Here is a 20,119-nt window from a genome sequence, read left to right on the forward strand (position 1 = left end):
TTGATTCTTTAATTTTAATTTTATGCTTCAGCTGTATTTCTCACTTTAGTCTGGTACACTACATTTGGTTTTGTACCGACATGCTCTAATAAGTGATATGCTCTATTATCTTCTTTTAATTCAGCTATTTTACTCTCTTTATCATTAATGTCTCCAAATACCATCGCACCATTTCCACAAGCTGCTGAACATGCTGTTTGGAATTCTCCATCTTTAACTGGACGGCCCTCACGCTTGGCATCTAGAATTGTTTTCTGTGTTTTTTGGATACACATAGAACATTTCTCCATCACACCACGAGATCTTACCGTAACATCAGGGTTGAGTACCATACGTCCTAAATCATCGTTCATGTAGTAATCAAACTCATCATTTTGGCTGTATAAGAACCAATTGAAACGACGTACTTTGTAAGGACAGTTGTTAGCACAATATCTTGTACCTACACAACGGTTATACGCCATGTGGTTTTGACCTTGACGACCATGTGCAGTTGCAGCAACAGGACAAACCGTTTCGCAAGGTGCATGATTACAGTGTTGACACATTACTGGTTGGAAAGCGACTTGCGGATTATCTGCAGGACTCTCCATTTCGCCAAATTCACTTAACGAACTTCCTAAACCAGAAATATTGTCTTTCTTCTCATTATCGCCCTCAAACGACTCTTGAGATGAATAGTATCTGTCAATACGCAACCAGTGCATATCTCTACTTCGTCTCATTTCAGACTTTCCAACTACAGGAACATTATTTTCTGCATGACAAGCAATAACACAAGCACCACATCCCGTACAAGCATTTAAGTCAATTGACAAGTTAAAATGGTGACCTATTGAGCGATCGAATGATTCCCATAAATCTACATCTGGAGAGGTTACAGGAGTTTCTATGTGATCTTTGGATACTTTTGGTATAGCATTCCAATATTCTTTATCTTTTGTGTTAAATATCTCTAAGCTCGTTTCCTTAATGATATCTCCACGACCCATTAAGGTATTGTGCAACTGTACACAAGCGAACTCATGCGTGCCAGAAGATTTCTCAACAGTAACGTTTTGTACCGTATTAAAGTCTTGGTATAATGGATAGGCATTAACGCCTGTTTTCATTTCGTTTTTAAGTGCATCTGAAGTTCTTCCGTAACCAAATGCCAAACCAACAGAACCTTTAGCCTGACCTGGTTGAATAATGACTGGTACGTTTTCAACAGTAACACCATTAACTGTAACCTTAGCGTAACTACCATTTAAGCCACCATTAGCTACATTTTCATTGGTTAAACCTAATGATTCAGCATCAGCTCTAGACACTGTTAGATAATTATCCCAACTAGTTCTTGTTATAGGATCTGGGAATTCTTGCAACCATGGATTATTGGCTTGTTGCCCATCACCCATACCTGTTTTGGCATACAATGATAATTCCATACCACTAGACTTTGAGGAACTAGCAAGAGCCCTTGCCGCATTTCCGCTTTGGGTTTCGGTTGCTTCTTCATCAGTTTCAGAAGAAGACGTATCTTCTGTAGTTCCAGTATCAGCAGACGAAGAACTTACAAAAACACCATCTTGAACAGCTTTATTAAATGAAGTCCCGTCAAGAATTTCTGTTGTCCAAACAGATTTTAAATAATCTCTATATGATGTGTTATTTCCATTCCATGCCAACAACACTTCCTGAAATTGTTTTGTGTCGAATAATGGGCGAATGGTTGGCTGCATCATTGAGTAATGACCAGACTTGAATTCAAAATCTCCCCAAGATTCTAGGTTATGGGGTACTGCTGCAATGTAATTGCAATTTGAAGCTGTTTCGTCGCTCTTCATAGAGAACGCAACAGACAATTCTACTTTATCTAGACCTTCTTTGAAATCTGATGCATTAGGTAAAGTGTACATTGGGTTGACACCATTTATGATGAGTGCTCCAACATTACCCATTTTCATATCAGCAATAAGCTGCATCACAGCCTTATCACTTCCTTGTCTAGTTAATATGGTTGTGTCAGTATCGAATGCTTTACTACTTAAGTGCTCATTGATTTCTAATGCAACCGTTTGTGCATTAACATCTTGAATGCCAGTAATTACTACAGCATTGCTTCCAGCTTTCTTTATTTCACTAGCAGCTTTCTGTACAGCTTCTAATATGTTTTCTGGCAAATCAACCGATACTGCACCTCCAACAATGAGACTATGCAATTTTGCCAACACTTTTCTCTGTTGACTTGGTGTTATTGGCACACGCTTATCTGCATTGGCACCAGTTAATGACATATTTGATTCAAACTGAATATGGCGCGACATTTTACCATGATCTGGAATACGCTTTTTGGAATATCCAGACTCAAACCCGCCACCTTGCCAATCGCCTAAGAAATCAGCACCAACTGATACTATGGTCTTTGCTTTGGAAAAATCATAGTTGGCCATTCCTCTTTTACCGTACTTAGCTTCGTAAGCATCTAAGGTTGCCGATTCTGAAATAGCATCATAAGCCACATGCTTTACATTACCATACTTCTCTGTAAACTCAGCAATTAATTTATGAGTTGATGGACTTGGTAATGTTGATGTTAAGAATACAATTTGCTTACCATCTGCCAGTCCGTTTAACTTCGAAGTTGTTTCAGACATAAAGGTATCCCAAGAGATTGAAGCACCATCTTTCATTGGTGTTTTTACTCTTAGGTTATCGTATAACCCTAAAACCGATGCATGTACTCTGGCATTTGCCATACCATTAGTTGCTGCATCTGTATTATTTTCAATCTTAATTGGTCGTCCCTCTCTGGTCTTCACTAATACACTAGCAAAATCATAACCATTGGCAATGGTTGTTGCGTAATAATTAGCGACACCAGGAACAATCTCTGTTGGCTGAACCACATAAGGAATCGACTTAATCACTGGACCTTCACAAGCTGCCAATGAAGCCGCAGCCGTACTGAATCCAACATACTTTAAGAAATCACGTCGTGATGTTGATGAAGACTCAAGCGCCTGTTTATCACCTAAAAACTCATCTGTTGGAATTTCCTCAACAAATTCATTTTGTTGTAGTGTCTCAACAATAGAGCTATTGTCGTTTAGCTCCTCAACACTTTTCCAGTATTTCTTGTTTGATGACATATAATTCTGAATTACTTCTTGTTAAAATTAATAATGGCACTTACCACATTCTAGCCCACCCATCTGTGCCGCAGTTAATTGCTCTACACCATACTTTTTAGATAACTCTTCATGAATCTTTGTATAGTATTCATTGTCCTTAACCTTTACATTGGTCTCTCTGTGACAGTTAATACACCAACCCATAGTTAATGGCGAGTGTTGGTACATGATTTCCATTTCTTCAACTGGACCATGACAGGTTTGACACTCAACACCAGCCACAGATACGTGCTGTGAGTGGTTAAAATAAGCAAAGTCTGGTAAGTTATGTATACGAATCCATTTGACTGGTTTTGACTCGCCAGTATATGCTGTTCCATCCCAACCAACGGCCTCATATAATTTCTGAATTTCAGCATCGTAATCAACGCCATATTCAGCTTTTCCTTCAGCTAAAGTTTCTGGTGCCACATTTGCAATTGATTTATGACAGTTCATACAAATATTTAGCGATGGAATCCCTGAGTGCTTACTCACTCTTGCCGAAGAGTGGCAATATTTACAATCGATACCATTGTCACCGGCGTGTATTCTGTGCGAATAATGAATTGGTTGCACAGGCTCGTACCCCTGGTCTACACCAACTTGCATAAAATAACCATACACAAAGTAAGCACTTGCCAATAGGAAGAAGATAGCTGTAACCAATACTAAAAATTGGTTTTCCACAAAGGCTTTCCAGATAGGTTTACCTTTAGTTTCCGCTACTGCCTCAATACCTTTGGCTTCAGCAAAACGATTTAAAGTACGTTTTACTAAAATCAAGGCCATGGCCAATAAGGCAAATAAGACAGCTAAAGCACCAAGGATTAAATTGTTTGAAATACCGCTGCCAGCAGTTTCTCCAGTTGCAACTCCTACTTCAGGAGTTGGAGGAAGTGGAGGCGGTTGTGCTGTATACGCCAAAATATCTGAGATATCCTGATCGCTCAATTGTGGAAACGCATTCATTGCTGTTTGGTTCCACTCATTGTATATTTTAACCGCATAAGCGTCTCCAGCTTTGATTAAAGCCGAGCTATTTCTTATCCACGCATTTATCCATTCTCTATCTAAACCTTCTTCTGCCAATCTTGCTTCGACATTACGGAGCATTGGACCAGTCATGTCTCTATCTAATTTGTGACACGCCGCACAATTGGCATTGAATAATGATTTTCCGTTTGCTGGATCTCCCGCTTGCGGACCGCCGTCTTGGGCATTAAGTGAGGTTGAAAACGTAAGTAATAAAATAAAACCTAGACTGAGTATCTTAGAGGTTAAATTTCGGTAGATCACCTGTTTCATATTCTGAGTTGAATTATCTTCTAAACTTTGGTACGATTTTTTCAGACAAATATGACATAAGTCATGTTTCCAAAAACTCATGCAAAAGTAAGGCATAAAGTCGATTTTAGAAATCTTAGAGAAGTGTTAATATATAATTTATACTAATTCTAAATAACATTTTTTAGGCGTTTGCGTTGATTAACATACCTTTGCATTAAAATAGATGATTATGAGCATAAAACTTAGATATTTTACTATTGTATTTACAGCATTATTGCTATCGCTTAACCTCAACGCACAACAAGGTGAGGTTACCGTTGATCAGGATAGTGATATAGACAAATTATTGGAATACAAGAAGGACATAAAAACCACAAAGATTTATAAGATTCAGGTGTATCAAAGTGTCGATCCCGATAAAGCCCAACGCGAAAAATTAAACTTCTTAAATGCATATGGCGAATGGCCTGTTGAGATTGTTTGGAACACGCCAAATTACAAAGTTTGGGTCGGTAATTTTGCCACACGTTTAGAGGCTGACCGAGCTTTAGCCAAGATTAAGAAAAAGTATATGAATGCAATTATCTTTCAGCCTAAGTTAGATAAAAAGAAGAAGTAATTATACTTGTTTTAGTCTTCGTTCGATAGTTTTAATCAATCTGGGAATAAAAGGTCTAGGTCTTACAAAGGCTTTTCTATTGTTTTTCGTTTTATCTTCGTAAGTACATTTAATAAACTGTTTGGGTATTTTTTTGAAGCTATTGTTTGAACCATGCATGCTGTAATTGCAAATGGCATAGTTTTTATCTGTTTCATCAACAATATGATAAAAGGGTGATGAATCGTTAAATGTTCTTACTGAAATATCGCAATTATCTATAACATACATTTCAATAGCAAACAATAAATAGTTATCCTTGATTTCTCCTAGAATATCCTTAAAATCTTCACTCGAAAAAAACCTTTTATCATTGATTTTATAGGTTCTGTCGTTTGTACCATAATAGACAGAATTATAATTAAACCCACTTAGTTTACTAAGGATTTTATCCTCATTCATACTGTCATTCAACCTTTTGTTGAGACGATCGCCTCTTCTAAGATGCAAACCAATTATTGGTCTTTGCAAACGACTTAAAATGTTGTCTCCAAGCACTTTAATATATTGGGTTGGAGTGACTTCGGGAATTACGAACTTGACACCTACACCGTGATATAGTTTTGCCAGAGCAAAAACATCATACAGTTTTAAATTCCAAAAATTATCGTCCTTTAGATCTCTGACAATAACTCTTGCATCCGACTTTTTATCACTTTTTTTATCGTTAATATTAAGTATTTTATCTTGTGGTATGTCTTTTAGAATGGGAAGAAAATCTTCTTCAAAAATACAGTCAACATCCAATCGGTCTATACCAAAATACTCGCCTATAAGATAGCTTTCTATTAACTTGCCATGGTTGTGATGCGATCCTAATTGAAATCTTGGAACTACGGCTACTCTTTGGCTTAACTTCGCTTCTGCTAAAAGAATCATTAAGCAAGATCTTCTATCTAGAAGCCCTTCAGCATATTTTTTTGCCGGTTTATAGTAAAGGTATTTCTTTGTTGGTTGCATCTAAAAAAAATGTCATTCAGAACAAAGTGAAGAATCTCACTCTATCCGTTTGTAGAATTGAGATTTCCCACATTCGTTCGAAATGACAAATATATCTTTTAGTAAATATAGTTAAGGGTAGTTTGAAATTATTATTTTAATTTCTTTTTAACCTCAACTTCCTGGAAGGCTTCTATAATGTCACTTTCTTTGATATCGTTATAACCTTTTATTTGCATACCGCAATCGTATCCTTTGGAAACTTCTTTTACATCATCCTTAAAGCGTTTTAGCGAGGCCAATTCGCCAGTAAATACTACAACGCCATCTCTAATAATTCGCACACCAGAATTTCTAAAGATTTTACCATTAGTCACCATACAACCTGCAATAGTTCCGATTTTTGAAATCTTGAAGGTCTCCCTAATCTCAGCTGTACCTGTAACTTCTTCCTTCACTTCAGGTGACAATAGACCTTCCATAGCATCCTTTAAGTCGTTGATAGCATCATAGATAATAGAGTATGTTCTAATATCTATTTCCTCTTTATCTGCGATTGATCTTGCATTTCCTACTGGACGTACATTAAACCCAACAATAATAGCATCAGAGGCTGAAGCCAGCAGTACATCACTTTCGGTAATTGCACCAACGCCTTTATGGATAATATTCACTTGAATTTCTTCAGTTGATAGCTTCTGGAACGAATCTGTTAAAGCTTCTACAGAACCATCAACATCACCTTTAAGGATAATATTCAACTCTTGGAAATCACCAAGGGCAATACGTCTTCCAATTTCGTCTAGTGTGATATGACGTTGCGTTCTCACTGATTGTTCGCGCTGTAATTGTGTACGCTTTGCAGCAATTTGCTTGGCCTCTCTTTCGTCTTCAAATACATTGAATTTATCACCTGCCTGTGGTGCACCATCGAGCCCTAAGATTGATACTGGAGTAGACGGTCCGGCTTCTAGCACATTGTTTCCACGTTCGTCGTGCATAGCTTTAACCTTACCACTGTTTTTTCCTGCCAATACGTAATCGCCAACTTTTAAAGTTCCGGCTTGCACTAAAATTGTAGAGACATAACCTCTACCTTTATCTAAATAAGCTTCGACCACGGTTCCGTTTGCTGGTTTATTAGGATTGGCTGTTAACTCTAATAACTCAGCTTCAAGAAGTACTTTTTCGAGTAATTCCTTAACGCCTGTACCAAATTTTGCTGAGATGTCGTGCGACTGAATCTTTCCGCCCCAATCTTCAACCAATAAATTCATGTTGGCCAAGCCTTCTTTTACTTTATCGGGATTAGCGTCTGGCTTATCTATTTTATTTATTGCAAAAACAATAGGCACACTAGCTGCTTGGGCATGGGAAATGGCTTCTTTGGTCTGTGGCATTATGGCATCGTCTGCAGCAACAACAATAATGGCAATATCTGTGACTTGTGCACCACGAGCACGCATTGCCGTAAAGGCTTCGTGACCTGGTGTATCTAAAAATGCTATTTTTTGTCCGTCTGATAATTCTACACCATAAGCACCAATGTGCTGTGTAATTCCTCCCGACTCACCTGCAATAACGTTCTCTTCGCGTATGTAATCTAGAAGCGATGTCTTACCGTGATCTACATGACCCATAACAGTTACGATTGGTGCACGCGGTTTTAGGTCTTTAGGATCATCAGCTGCTGTCTCAATAGATTCTTCTATATCCGCAGTGACAAACTCAACGTCAAATCCAAATTCTTCAGCAACAATCGAGAGTGTCTCTGCATCTAATCGCTGATTCATAGTTACCATCATACCTAATGACATACATGCTGAAATGACTTGGGTAACACCAACATCCATCATAGTCGCTACTTCACTCACCGTAACGAACTCGGTTACCTTTAGGATTTTGCTTTCTGCTGCTTCTGCCTGAAGTTCTTTCTCAGACTGCTCTCTATGCTGTTCTCTTTTCTCTCTACGGTACTTGGCGCCTTTTCCTTTGTTGGACTTCCCCTGAAGTTTTTCAAGGGTTTCCCTTACCTGCTTTTGTACTTCTTCTTCACTTGGCTCTTCCTTTACCACTTTTGGCCTAGAACTTCTTCCTTTTCCGCCACGTCTGTTATCAAAATTAGGTCTTCCTCCTCCTTCGTTTCCGCCTTTGCTAATACGACGCCTTTTGCGCTTATTAGCGTCATTATTAGATTGCGTATCGGGCTTTTTTTCTTCTTTCTTCTTTTTAGGCTTGTTAAATTGAGAAAGGTCTATTTTCTTACCTGTAGTAGTTGGCCCCGAAAGCTTTTGATATTGTGTCTTTAACTTTTCGTCTGTCCTAGGTTTAACAGGTTCTGTTGGCTTTTCTACTTTAGGCTCTACTTTTTTAACTATTTCTTTTTTAGGCTTTTCTTCGACTACCTTAGGAGTCTCGACTTTTTCTACAGGCTTTGGCTTTGGCTTAGGTTTTTCTTCTTTTTTCTCTACTTTGGCTCTTGGCTTCTTGTCTAAATCGATTTTCCCTATTTGCTTAGGACCGGTCAATTCGGCCTTAGCTTTAACTACGGTATCTTTTGCGGCTTCTTTCTTTTCCTTTTCTTCAATTTCGCGTTCGCGCTGCTCACGAAGCTCCTCTTTTTCTTTGAGTTTTGCTTCACTTACTTCTTGAGCTTTTTCACGTTTAGATGCATCCGTCTGAAATTCATCAGATAGCGTATCGTAAACCTCTTGCGAAATTTTTGTATTGGGACTTTTCTCAATATCGATGCCCTTGGACTCTAAAAAGTCCACTGCACGGTCTAGAGAGATGTTTAATTCCCTTAATACTTTATTTATTCTAATTTGAGCCATAAATTGCCGTAATATACTTAAATCTGTTTATATCAATCTAACTTTCTTCATTTTAAAGTTAAACTGTTATTTAGTCTTCAAATTCCTCTTTCAGAATTCTAATGACATCTAAAATTGTTTCTTCTTCTAAATCAGTACGTTTCACCAAATCGTCAACATCTTGTTCTAGAATGCTTTTTGCGGTGTCTAAACCGGCTTTACTAAATTCATCAATAATCCAACCATCAATTTCATCTGAGAATTCTTTTAACTCCACATCTTCTTCTGCACCTTCCCTAAATACATCAATCTCGTAACCCGTTAACTGCCCTGCCAAACGAATATTATGGCCGCCTCTACCGATGGCTTTGGAGACCTCTTCTGGTTTTAGCAATACTTCGGCGCGCATACCCTCTTCATCTAATTTTAAAGACGTTACACGTGCTGGGCTTAATGCTCTGGTTACGAAAAGCTGAACGTTATTGGTATAATTAATTACATCGATATTTTCGTTTCCTAATTCTCTCACAATACCATGAATACGTGATCCTTTCATACCTACACAAGCGCCGACAGGATCGATTCTATCATCATAGGAATCTACAGCTACTTTTGCTTTTTCACCTGGTATTCTAACGACTTTTTTAACAGTAATTAAACCATCGAAAACTTCTGGAATCTCTTGCTCAAACAGTTTCTCTAAGAACAATGGTGATGTTCTAGACATAATGATTGCTGGCTTGTTTCCTTTTAGTTCCACACTTTCAATGATTCCCCTAACATTCTCACCTTTTCTAAAGAAATCTGATGGTATTTGTCTATCCTTTGGAAGTATTATTTCATTACCATCGTCATCTAACAAAATAATTGCTCTATGGCGAATATGGTGCACTTCTGCTGTGTAAATTTCTCCTTCTAATTCTTTAAACTGTTTGTAGATATTGGTGTTATCGTGCTCGTGTATTTTAGAAATAAGGTTTTGCCTTAACGCTAAAATAGAACGTCTTCCCAAGTCTACCAGTTTTACTTCTTCAGCTACATCTTCACCGACTTCAAAATCTGGCTCTATTTTCTGTGCTTCAGATAAGGCTATTTCTTGGTTTGGATCCTCAACTTCACCGTCAGCTACAACAATACGGTTTCTCCATATCTCTAAATCCCCTTTATCTGGATTTATAATGATGTCAAAATTATCGTCATCTCCATATTTTTTCTTTAATGCATTACGCAACACATCCTCAAGGATTGCCATTAGTGTTACTCTGTCTATTAACTTATCGTCCTTAAATTCTGAAAATGATTCAATTAATGCTACATTCTCCATAATTGATATGAATTAAAATTTTATTCTAACTTTTGCTTCTTCTATGTCCTTAAAGGCTATTCTTGCTTCTTTTGCCACCGTTACTTTGCCTTTACCTATAGGTTTTGGCTCTCTTGCTTTCCACTTTAACACGATTTCGTCTTCATTAGCTTCGGCCAGCTGACCTTCTAGTTTATCCCCTTCGCGGGTTTTTACTTCTAAATTTCTACCTATGTGTTTGCTATATTGCCTGGGAAACAGTAATGGCGATGTAGCACCACTCGATGTCACTTCTAAAGAGAAGTCTTGCTCGTCTCTATCTAAGCTATGCTCTATAGCTCTACTGACAAACATACAATCCTCTACCAACACGCCATTGTCACCATCTAGTACAACTCTTATAGTATTATCGGATAAGATTTCAAAATCTATAAGGAACAAATCCTTACGCTCATTTAATGCATTATCCAATAGCTCTTTTACCGTTTCCTTAAACATTTCTTGATATAAAAAGAGAGGACTCCTCGTCCTCTCGCTTATTCATTATCGTAAACAACGGTGCAAATATACAACTTTTATATTGATTTTTCAAAGTCGTTAAAAGTGGAATTATTTTCATAAATTTATAAGACTAACTAAAATCAATTTATATAATGAACAGAATACTCGTCCCTACAGATTTTTCTGAGCAAGCAGAGCACGCGTTGAAAGTTGCAGCGATGTTAGCAAGAAAACACAATGCTGACATTTATTTATTGCACATGATGGAAATCCCAATGCAACAGATCGATCCTATAAATGCGCACAGCGATGTTCCTGAAGCCTTATTCTTTATGAGACTTGCCCACAGGAAGTTTGAAGATCTTATGGAAAATGATTTCTTAGATGGGATTACTGTTCATGAAACGGTTAAGGCCGATATTACCTTCAATGAGATTAAAGAGGCCTGTAAAGAGTTTGATATCGATTTAATCGTTATGGGCTCTCATGGCGCTTCTGGTCTTAGAGAGATGTTTATTGGCTCTAATGCCGAGAAGGTGGTTCGCTCTTCGGATGTACCAGTACTTGTCATTAAAAATGAGCATAATAGTTTCAATATCAGGAACTTTGTGTTTGCATCCGACTTTAAAAACGATAATAAAGAAACTTATAAACAAGCCGTGAAATTTGCTGAGCTTTTTAACTCCAGAATTCACCTGCTCTTAGTGAATACGGCTAATAACTTTATTACCACCTATGATTCCAGAACACGAATTAATGATTTTATAGCAGGGCAAACTTTTGAAAACTATACAATTAATGTGCATAATGACAAAAGTGTGGAGCAAGGTATTTTAAATTTCTCCGAAGAGATTGATGCGGACCTAATTGGGATTAGTACACACGGCAGACAAGGTATAGCCCATTTCTTTAATAGTAGCATTAGTGAGGATTTGGTGAACCATGCCGATCGCCCTGTGATTACGTTTAAGATTTAGAGATGACAGTAAATATGACAAATAAAAAAACCTAGTCAGTTTTGATTAGGTTTTTTTCTTGGCCTACTTAGCTTTCGCTAAATGCTACAGCTAACAATGTAGGGCTCACTTCGGCTACGTATTTCGACTTCGCTCAATACGGCACTCAGCACAGGCTTCTCGCCCTTATCATAATATTGCAAATCAAAAAATCCTCATTCAAAATAGAACAAGGATTTCATTTCTGTTGGCCTACTTAGCTTTCGCTAAAAGCTACAGCTAACAATGTAGGGCTCACTTCGGCTACGTATTTCGACTTCGCTCAATACGGCGCTCAGCACAGGCTTCTCGCCCTTATCATAATATTGCAAATCAAAAAATCCTCATTCAAAATAGAACAAGGATTTCATTTCTGTTGGCCTACTAGGGCTCGAACCTAGACTCTTCTGGACCAAAACCAGACGTGTTGCCAGTTACACCATAGGCCAATACTCAACTATTTGTAGGTTGAACCCACTAAAGCACATTTTGTGCGAAAGAGGGTGCAAATTTAAAACAAAGTTTGTCTTGGGCAAAAAAAATCCAAAAAATAATTGAAATTACTTAACGTTAACTTAAAAACTTAGGCATTACTATAATAATTAGTAAATTCGCCAGCATCAATAAGTATGGTTTTCATGACGGATTTTAACTTTAAAAAGTGGAATAACATTTTAGCATGGTTTGTATTTGCAGTAGCATTTATTGTCTATGCGCTCACTATAGAACCAACCGTGAGTTTTTGGGATGCAGGTGAGTATATTTTAACCTCTGCAAAATTACAAGTTGGTCACCCGCCTGGTGCGCCGTTGTTTCAAATGATGGGTGCCTTCTTTTCCATATTTGCTTTAGAAGCCTCACAAATAGGGATGATTATGAATATGATGAGCGCTGTTGCCAGCGCATTCACTATTCTATTTATGTTTTGGACCATCAGCATGTTACTCGTTAAGCTAGTGAAATACAATAAAGATTCTAGTGCTAGTAAAGGTATGGCTGTCTTGGGCAGTGCTTTAGTTGGTAGTTTAGCATTTACATTTACGGATTCGTTTTGGTTTAATGCAGTTGAAACCGAAGTTTATGCCATGGCGACCTTAATCATGGCCGTGATGTTCTATCTTGCCTTACGTTGGGAGCAGGATATGCACACATCAAGGGGTAATCGTTGGCTCATTTTAATAGCTTTCATCATTGGACTGTCTTTCGGAGTTCACTTTATGGGCTTGTTAACCATACCTGCAATCGGGCTTATTTACTATTTTAAGAATTACAAAACGATTACCGTTAAGAACTTTATCATTGCTAACGTGGTATCTGCAGCAATACTGTTATTTATATTCAAATTACTGCTACCATCCACACTTAAACTTTTCGGGTATCTAGAGGTTTTCTTTGTAAATTCCATGGGATTACCATTTAATTCTGGCACCATAATTACAGGGTTGCTCGTTATTGGCTTATTTTACCTAGGTTTGAATTATACACGCAGGAAAGGGTTGGTTCATATTAATACATTGGTACTATGCCTCATGTTTATTTTCATTGGTTTTTCTTCTTGGATGATGTTGCCTATAAGAGCTAATGCCAATGTGATCATTAATGAAAATGACCCATCAGATGCAAGAGAATTATTAGCCTATTATAATTTGGAGCAATATCCCGAAACACATTTGTTCTATGGGCCTCAGTTTACAGAAATCTATTCTGGCGCTGATAAAGACGAACCTTTTGTAGATGACAAAAAGAATTACGAACGGGACGAAAAACTTGGTAAGTACGTAATTATAAACGATTGGGAGAATAGCAAACAAAATTATAACCACGACCATGCTTCCTTACTTCCTAGAATGTGGAGTAGCGAGCACGCTGCTAATTATATGATGTTTACAGGCCTTATTGAATTTAAGGTAGATCCCAATCTTCAAACTCGGGCTTTCAATGAAGCCCTTAGTGTAGGACTCAGTGAAGAACAAGCCAGTCAATATGCGTTGCAGGAAAAAAGACGATTCGACCAAGTGATCAATGATTTTAGAATGCGTATAAGAAATGGTGAAGTAGACTATGAAGACTATGACCAATTTTTAAGACGCTATGGGCAACAATATTTGGTTATTGAAAAACCATCCTTTGGAGATAATCTTGCCTATATGCTTCAGTACCAATTTGGTTATATGTATTGGCGTTACTTTATGTGGAATTTTACCGGAAGACAAAATGACATTCAAGGAAAATTTGATGATTTTAATGGGAATTGGATCTCAGGGATAAAATTTATTGATGAAATACATTTAGGCGTCTCCCAAGATAATTTACAAACCGAAGTTCTTGAGAACAAAGCCAGAAACACCTATTATTTTTTACCGCTTATCCTTGGCCTGATTGGTTTTTTCTTTTTAATGTATACTGATGCTAAACGCTTTTGGGTATTGTTAGTATTCTTCTTGTTAACTGGTTTGGCCATTCAGTTTTACACCAATATTAGACCTTTTGAACCTCGTGAACGTGATTATTCTGTGGTAGGCTCGTTTTATGTATTTGCCATTTGGATCGGTTTTGGGGTTTACGCCATTTACGACCTCTTAAAGTCGAGCATCAAATCTAAATTGTTAGCTCCAGCTATTACAATTGCATGCATTGTCATTGTACCAGGAATACTAGCAGCAAACAACTGGGATGACCACGATCGCTCAGGAAAGTATACAGCCAATGCTATGGCACGCAAGTATTTAGAATCCTGTGCGCCCAATGCTATTCTCTTCACGATTGGAGATAATGATTCTTTCCCCCTTTGGTATTTACAAGAAATAGAAGGAGTACGTACCGATGTACGTGTGGTTAATACGAGCCTTTTTCAAACGGATTGGTATATTGACCAAATGAAACGTAAGGCTTACGAAAGCGATCCGATTCCATCACAATTAACCCATAATCAATATAGAGGTGGGAATAGAGATGTTACGATAAGACGGGAAATTACCAACGATACACTTCCTATTAAAGATTTTATGGATTTTGTTGCTAATGAAGATCCAAAAACTAAGTTTGAATATGTAATAAAAGCACAGCGCGAAGATCCTAGCCAATACCCCAAGCATATTTTAAAAACCAACTATTTCCCTACAAGGCATATCAGTATCCCTGTAAATAAAGATGTCGTTTTAAAAAACGGCATTGTAAAACCTAAGGACGCAGACAAAATCGAAGATTATTTATATGCTGAAATTGAAGGCAGCTACATCTACAAAAATAGATTGCTAATGTTAGATATTATTGCTAACAATAATTGGGAAAGACCTATATACTTTACAGGTGGAGCTTTTGGTGCTGACGACTATGTATGGCTTAAGGACTATTTACAGCTAGATGGTATGTGTTACAAGCTAGTCCCTATTAAAACACCTGTAGACAGGGCCAACCCTTATGATATGGGACGTGTTGACCCAGACTTAATGTACAATATGGTAAAACAATGGAATTGGGGCGGAAGCGGAGAAGACATCTACCACGACATTGAAACCCGAAGAAATGGTATAACCTATAGAGGTAATCTAGCACGCTTAATTGAGGCACTTATCAATGAAGACCAATTAGACAAAGCAGAAGAAATTGCTGATTTGGCTATGGAAAAAATGCCTGTAGATAAATTTGGCTTCCAATCGCTATTAGAACCGTATATAAGTGCTTATTATGAAACTGGCAATTTTGACAAAGGCAGGGCACTTTACAAAGATGTGGCTAGAATATATCAAGAAAATCTGATATACTATGGAGGTTTGGATGAAGATGACCAGATCCGCTTATTTGAAGACATCTATCTAGATATTCAAAGATATAGGGCACTTGTTGATATTTTGTTTATTTACAATGACAAGGATTTTGCAATGGAAGAGAAAGATAAATATAATGGTTACTTAGGTCTATTGAATAAGCTGTTAATGGATCCTTCGGAAGAAGAATTTGAGCCAAGAGAGGAAATAGATATTAATTCTATATTAAACGATAGCATTCAAGATTCTATAGCACCCGAAGAATAGAACTTATGAAAATTATTCCTGCCAAGACACCTGGATTTGTAAAAGCACTGTTCCCAAATTTTGTCTGGAATATCAATACCTCTAATAAAGAACTTTATCTAACTTTTGATGATGGCCCTACGCCAGAAATCACAGAATGGGTACTTCAGACTTTGAAAGCTTACAACGCTAAGGCAACATTTTTCTGTATTGGAAAGAATATAGAATCCAATCCAGAAATTTTTCAAAATATATTAAAGGAAAACCATAGTGTTGGCAATCATACTTATGACCATCTAAAAGGATGGAAAACAAAAACCAAAATGTATGTTGGTAACATCGAACTTACAGATTCAGTAATTACATTTCAAGTTCAAAATTCAAAACTCCCAAATGACCATAGTTTAGGTACTCTAAAACTTTTTAGACCACCCTATGGTAAATTTAAAACCAAGCAAAGTAAAAAGTTACAAAAGCTAGGTTATCGAATTATTCTATGGGATGTGCTCTCCTATGATTGGGATAAATCCGTAAGTGAAGACATGTGTTTTAAGAATGTGGTTTCGGCGGCAAAAGAAGGTAGCATAGTTGTATTTCACGATAGCATAAAGGCCTCTCGAAACTTAAAATATACTTTGCCCAAAGTATTAGACCATTACACCGAAAAGGGATACAAGTTTAAAGCGCTTTCTAAACATACTCTTGGATAATACCAATTAAGGTATTGGCATCTTGCTCGCCACTATGACGCCATTTCATTTCGCCATTTTTGTAGATAATTAATGTTGGTAGACCTTTAACCCTTAGGGCTTCTGCAAGTTCCTTATTCTTATCGACATCAATCTTAATAACCTTAGCCTTGTCACCCAATGCTGCAGCGACATCCCGAAGTACAGGGTGCATAGCTACGGATTGCTCGTTCCATTCTGTATAGAAGTCTAATAACACTGGAATATCGACATCTATTAATTCCCCAAATTTTGACATATCTTAGTTATTTTAGTCAAATGAGCTATACAAACCTACATAAAATTTTAATAGAAAAATCTAGCAAGTTTATAATGAGCTACATAAAAATAAACAATTGTTAGCAATTAAGCTTCCTTTGCTCCTTTTTTAAGCTCTATTACTGTTATTTCTGGCCATATTCCTACTCTCCCAGGAAATGCCAAATAACCAAATCCTCTATTGACGTTAATATACTGCCCTAGCGCTTCATAAATCCCTGCCCATTGCTTATATCGCCATTTTACAGGACTCCACTTAAACCATCCTGGGATTTCGATCCCGAATTGCATTCCATGGGTATGACCACTTAACGTTAGGTGATAATGATATTGATCATTGACCACCTCCGCATCCCAATGACTGGGATCATGACTGAGCAATATCTTAAAATCATCCTTATCTACAAGGCTAGAAGCTTTTTTTAAGTCACCTGCTTTTTTAAAACCGCCTTTGCCCCAATTTTCTACACCTATAATAGCTATGCGTTGACCTTCTTTTTCAATGAAACGGTTTTCATTTAACAGTAAATCAAAACCTATGTCTTTTTGAAGTGCTTTTAAATCCTCGAGATTTTGTTTTTTGTCGGCTTCTGAGTTCCAACTAACATAGTCACCATAATCATGGTTTCCCAATACTGAATACAAACCGTCTTTAGCTTCTAATTTTTTAAAAATATCAACATACGGCAACATCTCTTTAGCTTTATTGTTTACCATATCTCCTGTAAACAATATGACATCACTTTTTTGTTGATTTATGAGGTCAATAGCGTATGCTACTTTATCCAAATTATCAAAACTGCCCGAATGTATATCACTAATTTGAGTGAGTTTAAATCCATCAAATGCTTGAGGTAAATCTTCAAAGTTCAGTGTGTATTTTAAAACTTTAAAATTGTATTTCCCTTTGTACATTCCATAAAGAATTGATGCAAACGGAACTGCTGCCAATCCAAGACCAATTTGACTAATAAATTTTCTACGGGATGGAAGGTGTTTTATTTGGCTGCCGCTAGCACTATCATCTTGCATAAAATAGCTATAAATCCCTTGTGGTATTCTAAATACATCTTCCGTGAACATAACGGCAATTAATACTAGCTTTGGAACTACTAAAGCGATTAAAAAACCTACAGCTAAAGAATTGGCTTGCGAAAAACCACTACTTCTGTTAAATCCGTAAAACTGAAAAATAAAATTCCCTATTACAGCTATGGTAAAAAACCAATACAGTGCATACCACCAATTACTCTTTGTTACAGTTTTTAAGGATTGAAAAGCATAATAGTCGGCAATTCCAATAATTGCTACAAAGATTATCCAGCGAATCATAAACAATTTTTAATTGTCAAAGTTAAGCATCAGTTTTTCCACTTATCTTATGAAATTGTTAAAGGTTTTATTGTTTATCTTGCGCTAGGCTGAGACCAATAATGAATTTCATTTATGTTTAGACGCTTAAAACTAATGCCTTCTAAACTTCAATTGGTATACTCCCAAAAAGGCATTTGGGTTATAAGTACATGGATAGATGATGGATTTTTGTGGATGAAATCATTATTAAGTAATCAGTATCAATATTCGGTTTTCAGTTATGGAAATTATCAATAAACTTAAAGACACTCAACTAGACTGTCATTTCGAGTGACAACGAGAAATCTCATAAAACCAATTAACATCAAATAACCTATGAACAACCAAAACAACAAATCAGCGCTAGCCACCTTAGTCACTGTATTCTTTTTCTGGGGATTTATAGCAGCATCCAATGGCGTATTTATTCCATTTTGCAAGACCTATTTTAACATTGACCAATTTCAATCGCAATTGGTAGATTTTGCATTCTATGGTGCCTATTATATAGGTGCTTTATTGCTATTTATAATGTCTGGTTCCATTAAAAAAGATATTATGAACAATTGGGGTTATAAGAATGGTATTATATATGGCCTACTCTTATCTGCTATTGGTGCTTTTATTATGTATCCTGCTACCGCGGGTGCAGAACAAGGGCAAACCGGTGTTTTCTATTTGGTTCTTATTGCTTATTTCATAGTCGCTTTGGGGTTCTCTATACAGCAAACTGCAGCAAATCCGTTCGTTATTGCTTTAGGCGATCCCAAAACGGGTTCGCATCGTTTAAATCTGGCAGGAGGCATCAACTCTTTTGGTACAACCATAGGACCCATTGTAGTCAGCTTGGTCATCTTTGGTTCTGCATCTTGGAGTACAGATGAATTAGCTTCAATGATTACAAATAATGAAATCACTTTGGTTACGGTACAGACCTTGTATTTGGGTGTGGGTCTATTGTTTTTGGTCGCAGCAGCCTTATTTTATTTTTCAAAAAAACTACCTGCACTCAAATCAGATACGGCATTTGAACCCGCAAATAAAGCCCAAAACTTATTGATCTTATTAACGCTTATCATTATAGGCTGTTTTGGATATATTTTTAACACTTATGCTCAAGATACAGCAGCAATCGAAAACGTAGAGAACATAAGATTAATTGTTTTATTTATTGCACTTTTAGCTGTTATTGCTACTGTATTTGTAGCATATTCAAGTGCCTCTAAAAAACCAGAAGGTTGGGGAGCGATGAAGTATCCGCAATTGGTTTTAGGGATGCTAGCCATTTTTATGTATGTAGGTGTCGAGGTTACTATAGGTAGTAATCTAGGTGAACTATTAAAGCAGAGCGTTGGGAATACTGGCTTAAATGCACTTGGTTTACCAGTACTAAACGATTCTCAATTGGGCATATACATCTCCTTATATTGGGGAGGTCTAATGATAGGTCGCTGGGTTGGATCTATTACTGTCTTCAGTCCGAGCAAAGGCCTTAAAAAGGTACTATTAATTCTCGTTCCTTATATTGCTTTTGTTGTTATCCTTGCCGTAAACTATATCGCAGGGAATGAATTTTCAACTAATGAAATTCTATTTTTTGCGATCTGTATAGCTGTTCAGATATTAGGGTTCTTTTTAGCAAAAGACCGACCTGTAAAAACACTAAAAATATTTAGTGTTTTGGGCATCTTAGGAATGTTAATCGGTCTGTTTGCCTCTGGAAATGTGGCTCTCTTTGCATTCCTATCTGGCGGTTTATTCTGTTCCATTATGTGGCCCTGTATTTTTACATTAAGCATAGCGGGATTAGGAAAATATACGTCCCAAGGATCTGCCTTCTTAATCATGATGATTTTAGGCGGTGCCATTATTCCACCTGTTCAAGGAAAATTAGCTGACGTGTATACAATTCAGTCGTCATATTGGATCGCCGTAGCATGTTTTGGTTATTTACTGTTTTATGCTTTTAGAACAAAAACTGTTTTGGACAAACAAGGGGTTGAATATTAAAATTAATTACATTCAAATTAAATTTAAAAGATTCTGAAATAAGTTCAGGATAAAATGAATCTGTCGTTTTGAGTCAGAAAAT

14 protein-coding genes and 1 tRNA gene are annotated in these 20,119 nt (G+C 37.0%); 6 read left to right on the forward strand and 9 right to left on the reverse strand.

Annotated elements, in window-relative coordinates:
• Positions 1-20: 20 nt before the first annotated feature.
• Positions 21-3,134, reverse strand: coding sequence for a TAT-variant-translocated molybdopterin oxidoreductase (locus Q0972_RS08700; protein ID WP_299364923.1), 3,114 nt, complete (start codon positions 3,132-3,134; stop codon positions 21-23).
• A gap of 27 nt (positions 3,135-3,161) precedes the next feature.
• Positions 3,162-4,463, reverse strand: coding sequence for a c-type cytochrome (locus Q0972_RS08705; RefSeq protein ID WP_299364925.1), 1,302 nt, complete (start codon positions 4,461-4,463; stop codon positions 3,162-3,164).
• Positions 4,464-4,674: 211 nt separating this feature from the next.
• On the opposite strand from Q0972_RS08705, the gene Q0972_RS08710 reads away from it, so the two are divergent.
• On the forward strand, positions 4,675-5,064 hold the full coding sequence (locus Q0972_RS08710; protein ID WP_299364927.1) for an SPOR domain-containing protein: 390 nt from the start codon (positions 4,675-4,677) through the stop codon (positions 5,062-5,064).
• Here Q0972_RS08710 and Q0972_RS08715 read toward each other — a convergent pair whose 3' ends face one another.
• From Q0972_RS08715 to rimP, 4 genes are all read right to left on the reverse strand, one after another.
• Complete coding sequence (locus Q0972_RS08715; RefSeq protein ID WP_299364929.1) at positions 5,065-6,063, reverse strand: hypothetical protein; 999 nt, start codon at positions 6,061-6,063, stop codon at positions 5,065-5,067. It abuts the gene before it with no gap.
• A 131-nt stretch (positions 6,064-6,194) separates the two neighbouring features.
• Positions 6,195-8,876 carry a translation initiation factor IF-2 gene (gene infB, locus Q0972_RS08720; protein ID WP_299364931.1) on the reverse strand — a complete coding sequence of 894 codons (2,682 nt, stop codon included), beginning with the start codon at positions 8,874-8,876 and terminating at the stop codon, positions 6,195-6,197.
• Positions 8,877-8,946: 70 nt separating this feature from the next.
• Positions 8,947-10,179 carry a transcription termination factor NusA gene (gene nusA / locus Q0972_RS08725; protein WP_299364933.1) on the reverse strand — a complete coding sequence of 411 codons (1,233 nt, stop codon included), beginning with the start codon at positions 10,177-10,179 and terminating at the stop codon, positions 8,947-8,949.
• Positions 10,180-10,191: 12 nt separating this feature from the next.
• Entirely contained in the window at positions 10,192-10,656 is a 465-nt protein-coding gene (rimP, locus tag Q0972_RS08730; RefSeq protein ID WP_299364935.1) for a ribosome assembly cofactor RimP, read from the reverse strand.
• A gap of 155 nt (positions 10,657-10,811) precedes the next feature.
• Between rimP and Q0972_RS08735 the strand changes: the two genes are divergently transcribed.
• Positions 10,812-11,636, forward strand: a complete 825-nt coding sequence (locus tag Q0972_RS08735; protein WP_299364937.1) for a universal stress protein — start codon at positions 10,812-10,814, stop codon at positions 11,634-11,636.
• 394 nt (positions 11,637-12,030) lie between these two features.
• Here the strand turns inward: Q0972_RS08735 and Q0972_RS08740 are convergent.
• Positions 12,031-12,103, reverse strand: a tRNA-Gln gene (locus tag Q0972_RS08740).
• 189 nt (positions 12,104-12,292) lie between these two features.
• Between Q0972_RS08740 and Q0972_RS08745 the strand changes: the two genes are divergently transcribed.
• Both Q0972_RS08745 and Q0972_RS08750 read left to right on the forward strand, forming a co-directional pair.
• A complete protein-coding gene (locus Q0972_RS08745) occupies positions 12,293-15,688 on the forward strand; it encodes a DUF2723 domain-containing protein (protein ID WP_299364939.1) in 3,396 nt (1,131 codons plus the stop codon).
• Between the two features lie 5 nt (positions 15,689-15,693).
• Positions 15,694-16,377 (forward strand): polysaccharide deacetylase family protein, encoded by a 684-nt coding sequence (locus Q0972_RS08750; RefSeq protein WP_299364941.1) that lies wholly within the window; start codon positions 15,694-15,696, stop codon positions 16,375-16,377.
• Here Q0972_RS08750 and Q0972_RS08755 read toward each other — a convergent pair.
• Both Q0972_RS08755 and Q0972_RS08760 read right to left on the reverse strand, forming a co-directional pair.
• Positions 16,358-16,654: a co-chaperone YbbN gene (locus Q0972_RS08755; protein WP_299364943.1), complete on the reverse strand. Its 297-nt coding sequence runs from the start codon at positions 16,652-16,654 to the stop codon at positions 16,358-16,360. The two genes, Q0972_RS08750 and Q0972_RS08755, sit on opposite strands and share 20 nt — an antisense overlap.
• Positions 16,655-16,761: 107 nt before the next feature.
• Entirely contained in the window at positions 16,762-18,006 is a 1,245-nt protein-coding gene (locus tag Q0972_RS08760) for a metallophosphoesterase (protein ID WP_299364945.1), read from the reverse strand.
• Between the two features lie 135 nt (positions 18,007-18,141).
• On the opposite strand from Q0972_RS08760, the gene Q0972_RS08765 reads away from it, so the two are divergent.
• Both Q0972_RS08765 and Q0972_RS08770 read left to right on the forward strand, forming a co-directional pair.
• Positions 18,142-18,285 (forward strand): hypothetical protein, encoded by a 144-nt coding sequence (locus Q0972_RS08765; RefSeq protein ID WP_299364947.1) that lies wholly within the window; start codon positions 18,142-18,144, stop codon positions 18,283-18,285.
• Positions 18,286-18,363: 78 nt separating this feature from the next.
• The gene (locus Q0972_RS08770) at positions 18,364-20,037 is read left to right on the forward strand and encodes an MFS transporter (RefSeq protein WP_299364949.1); all 1,674 of its coding nucleotides are present in this window, start codon (positions 18,364-18,366) and stop codon (positions 20,035-20,037) included.
• The last annotated feature ends 82 nt before the right edge of the window (positions 20,038-20,119 follow it).

The organism is Winogradskyella sp., assembly GCF_028282165.1.
Classification (GTDB): Bacteria; Bacteroidota; Bacteroidia; order Flavobacteriales; family Flavobacteriaceae; genus Winogradskyella.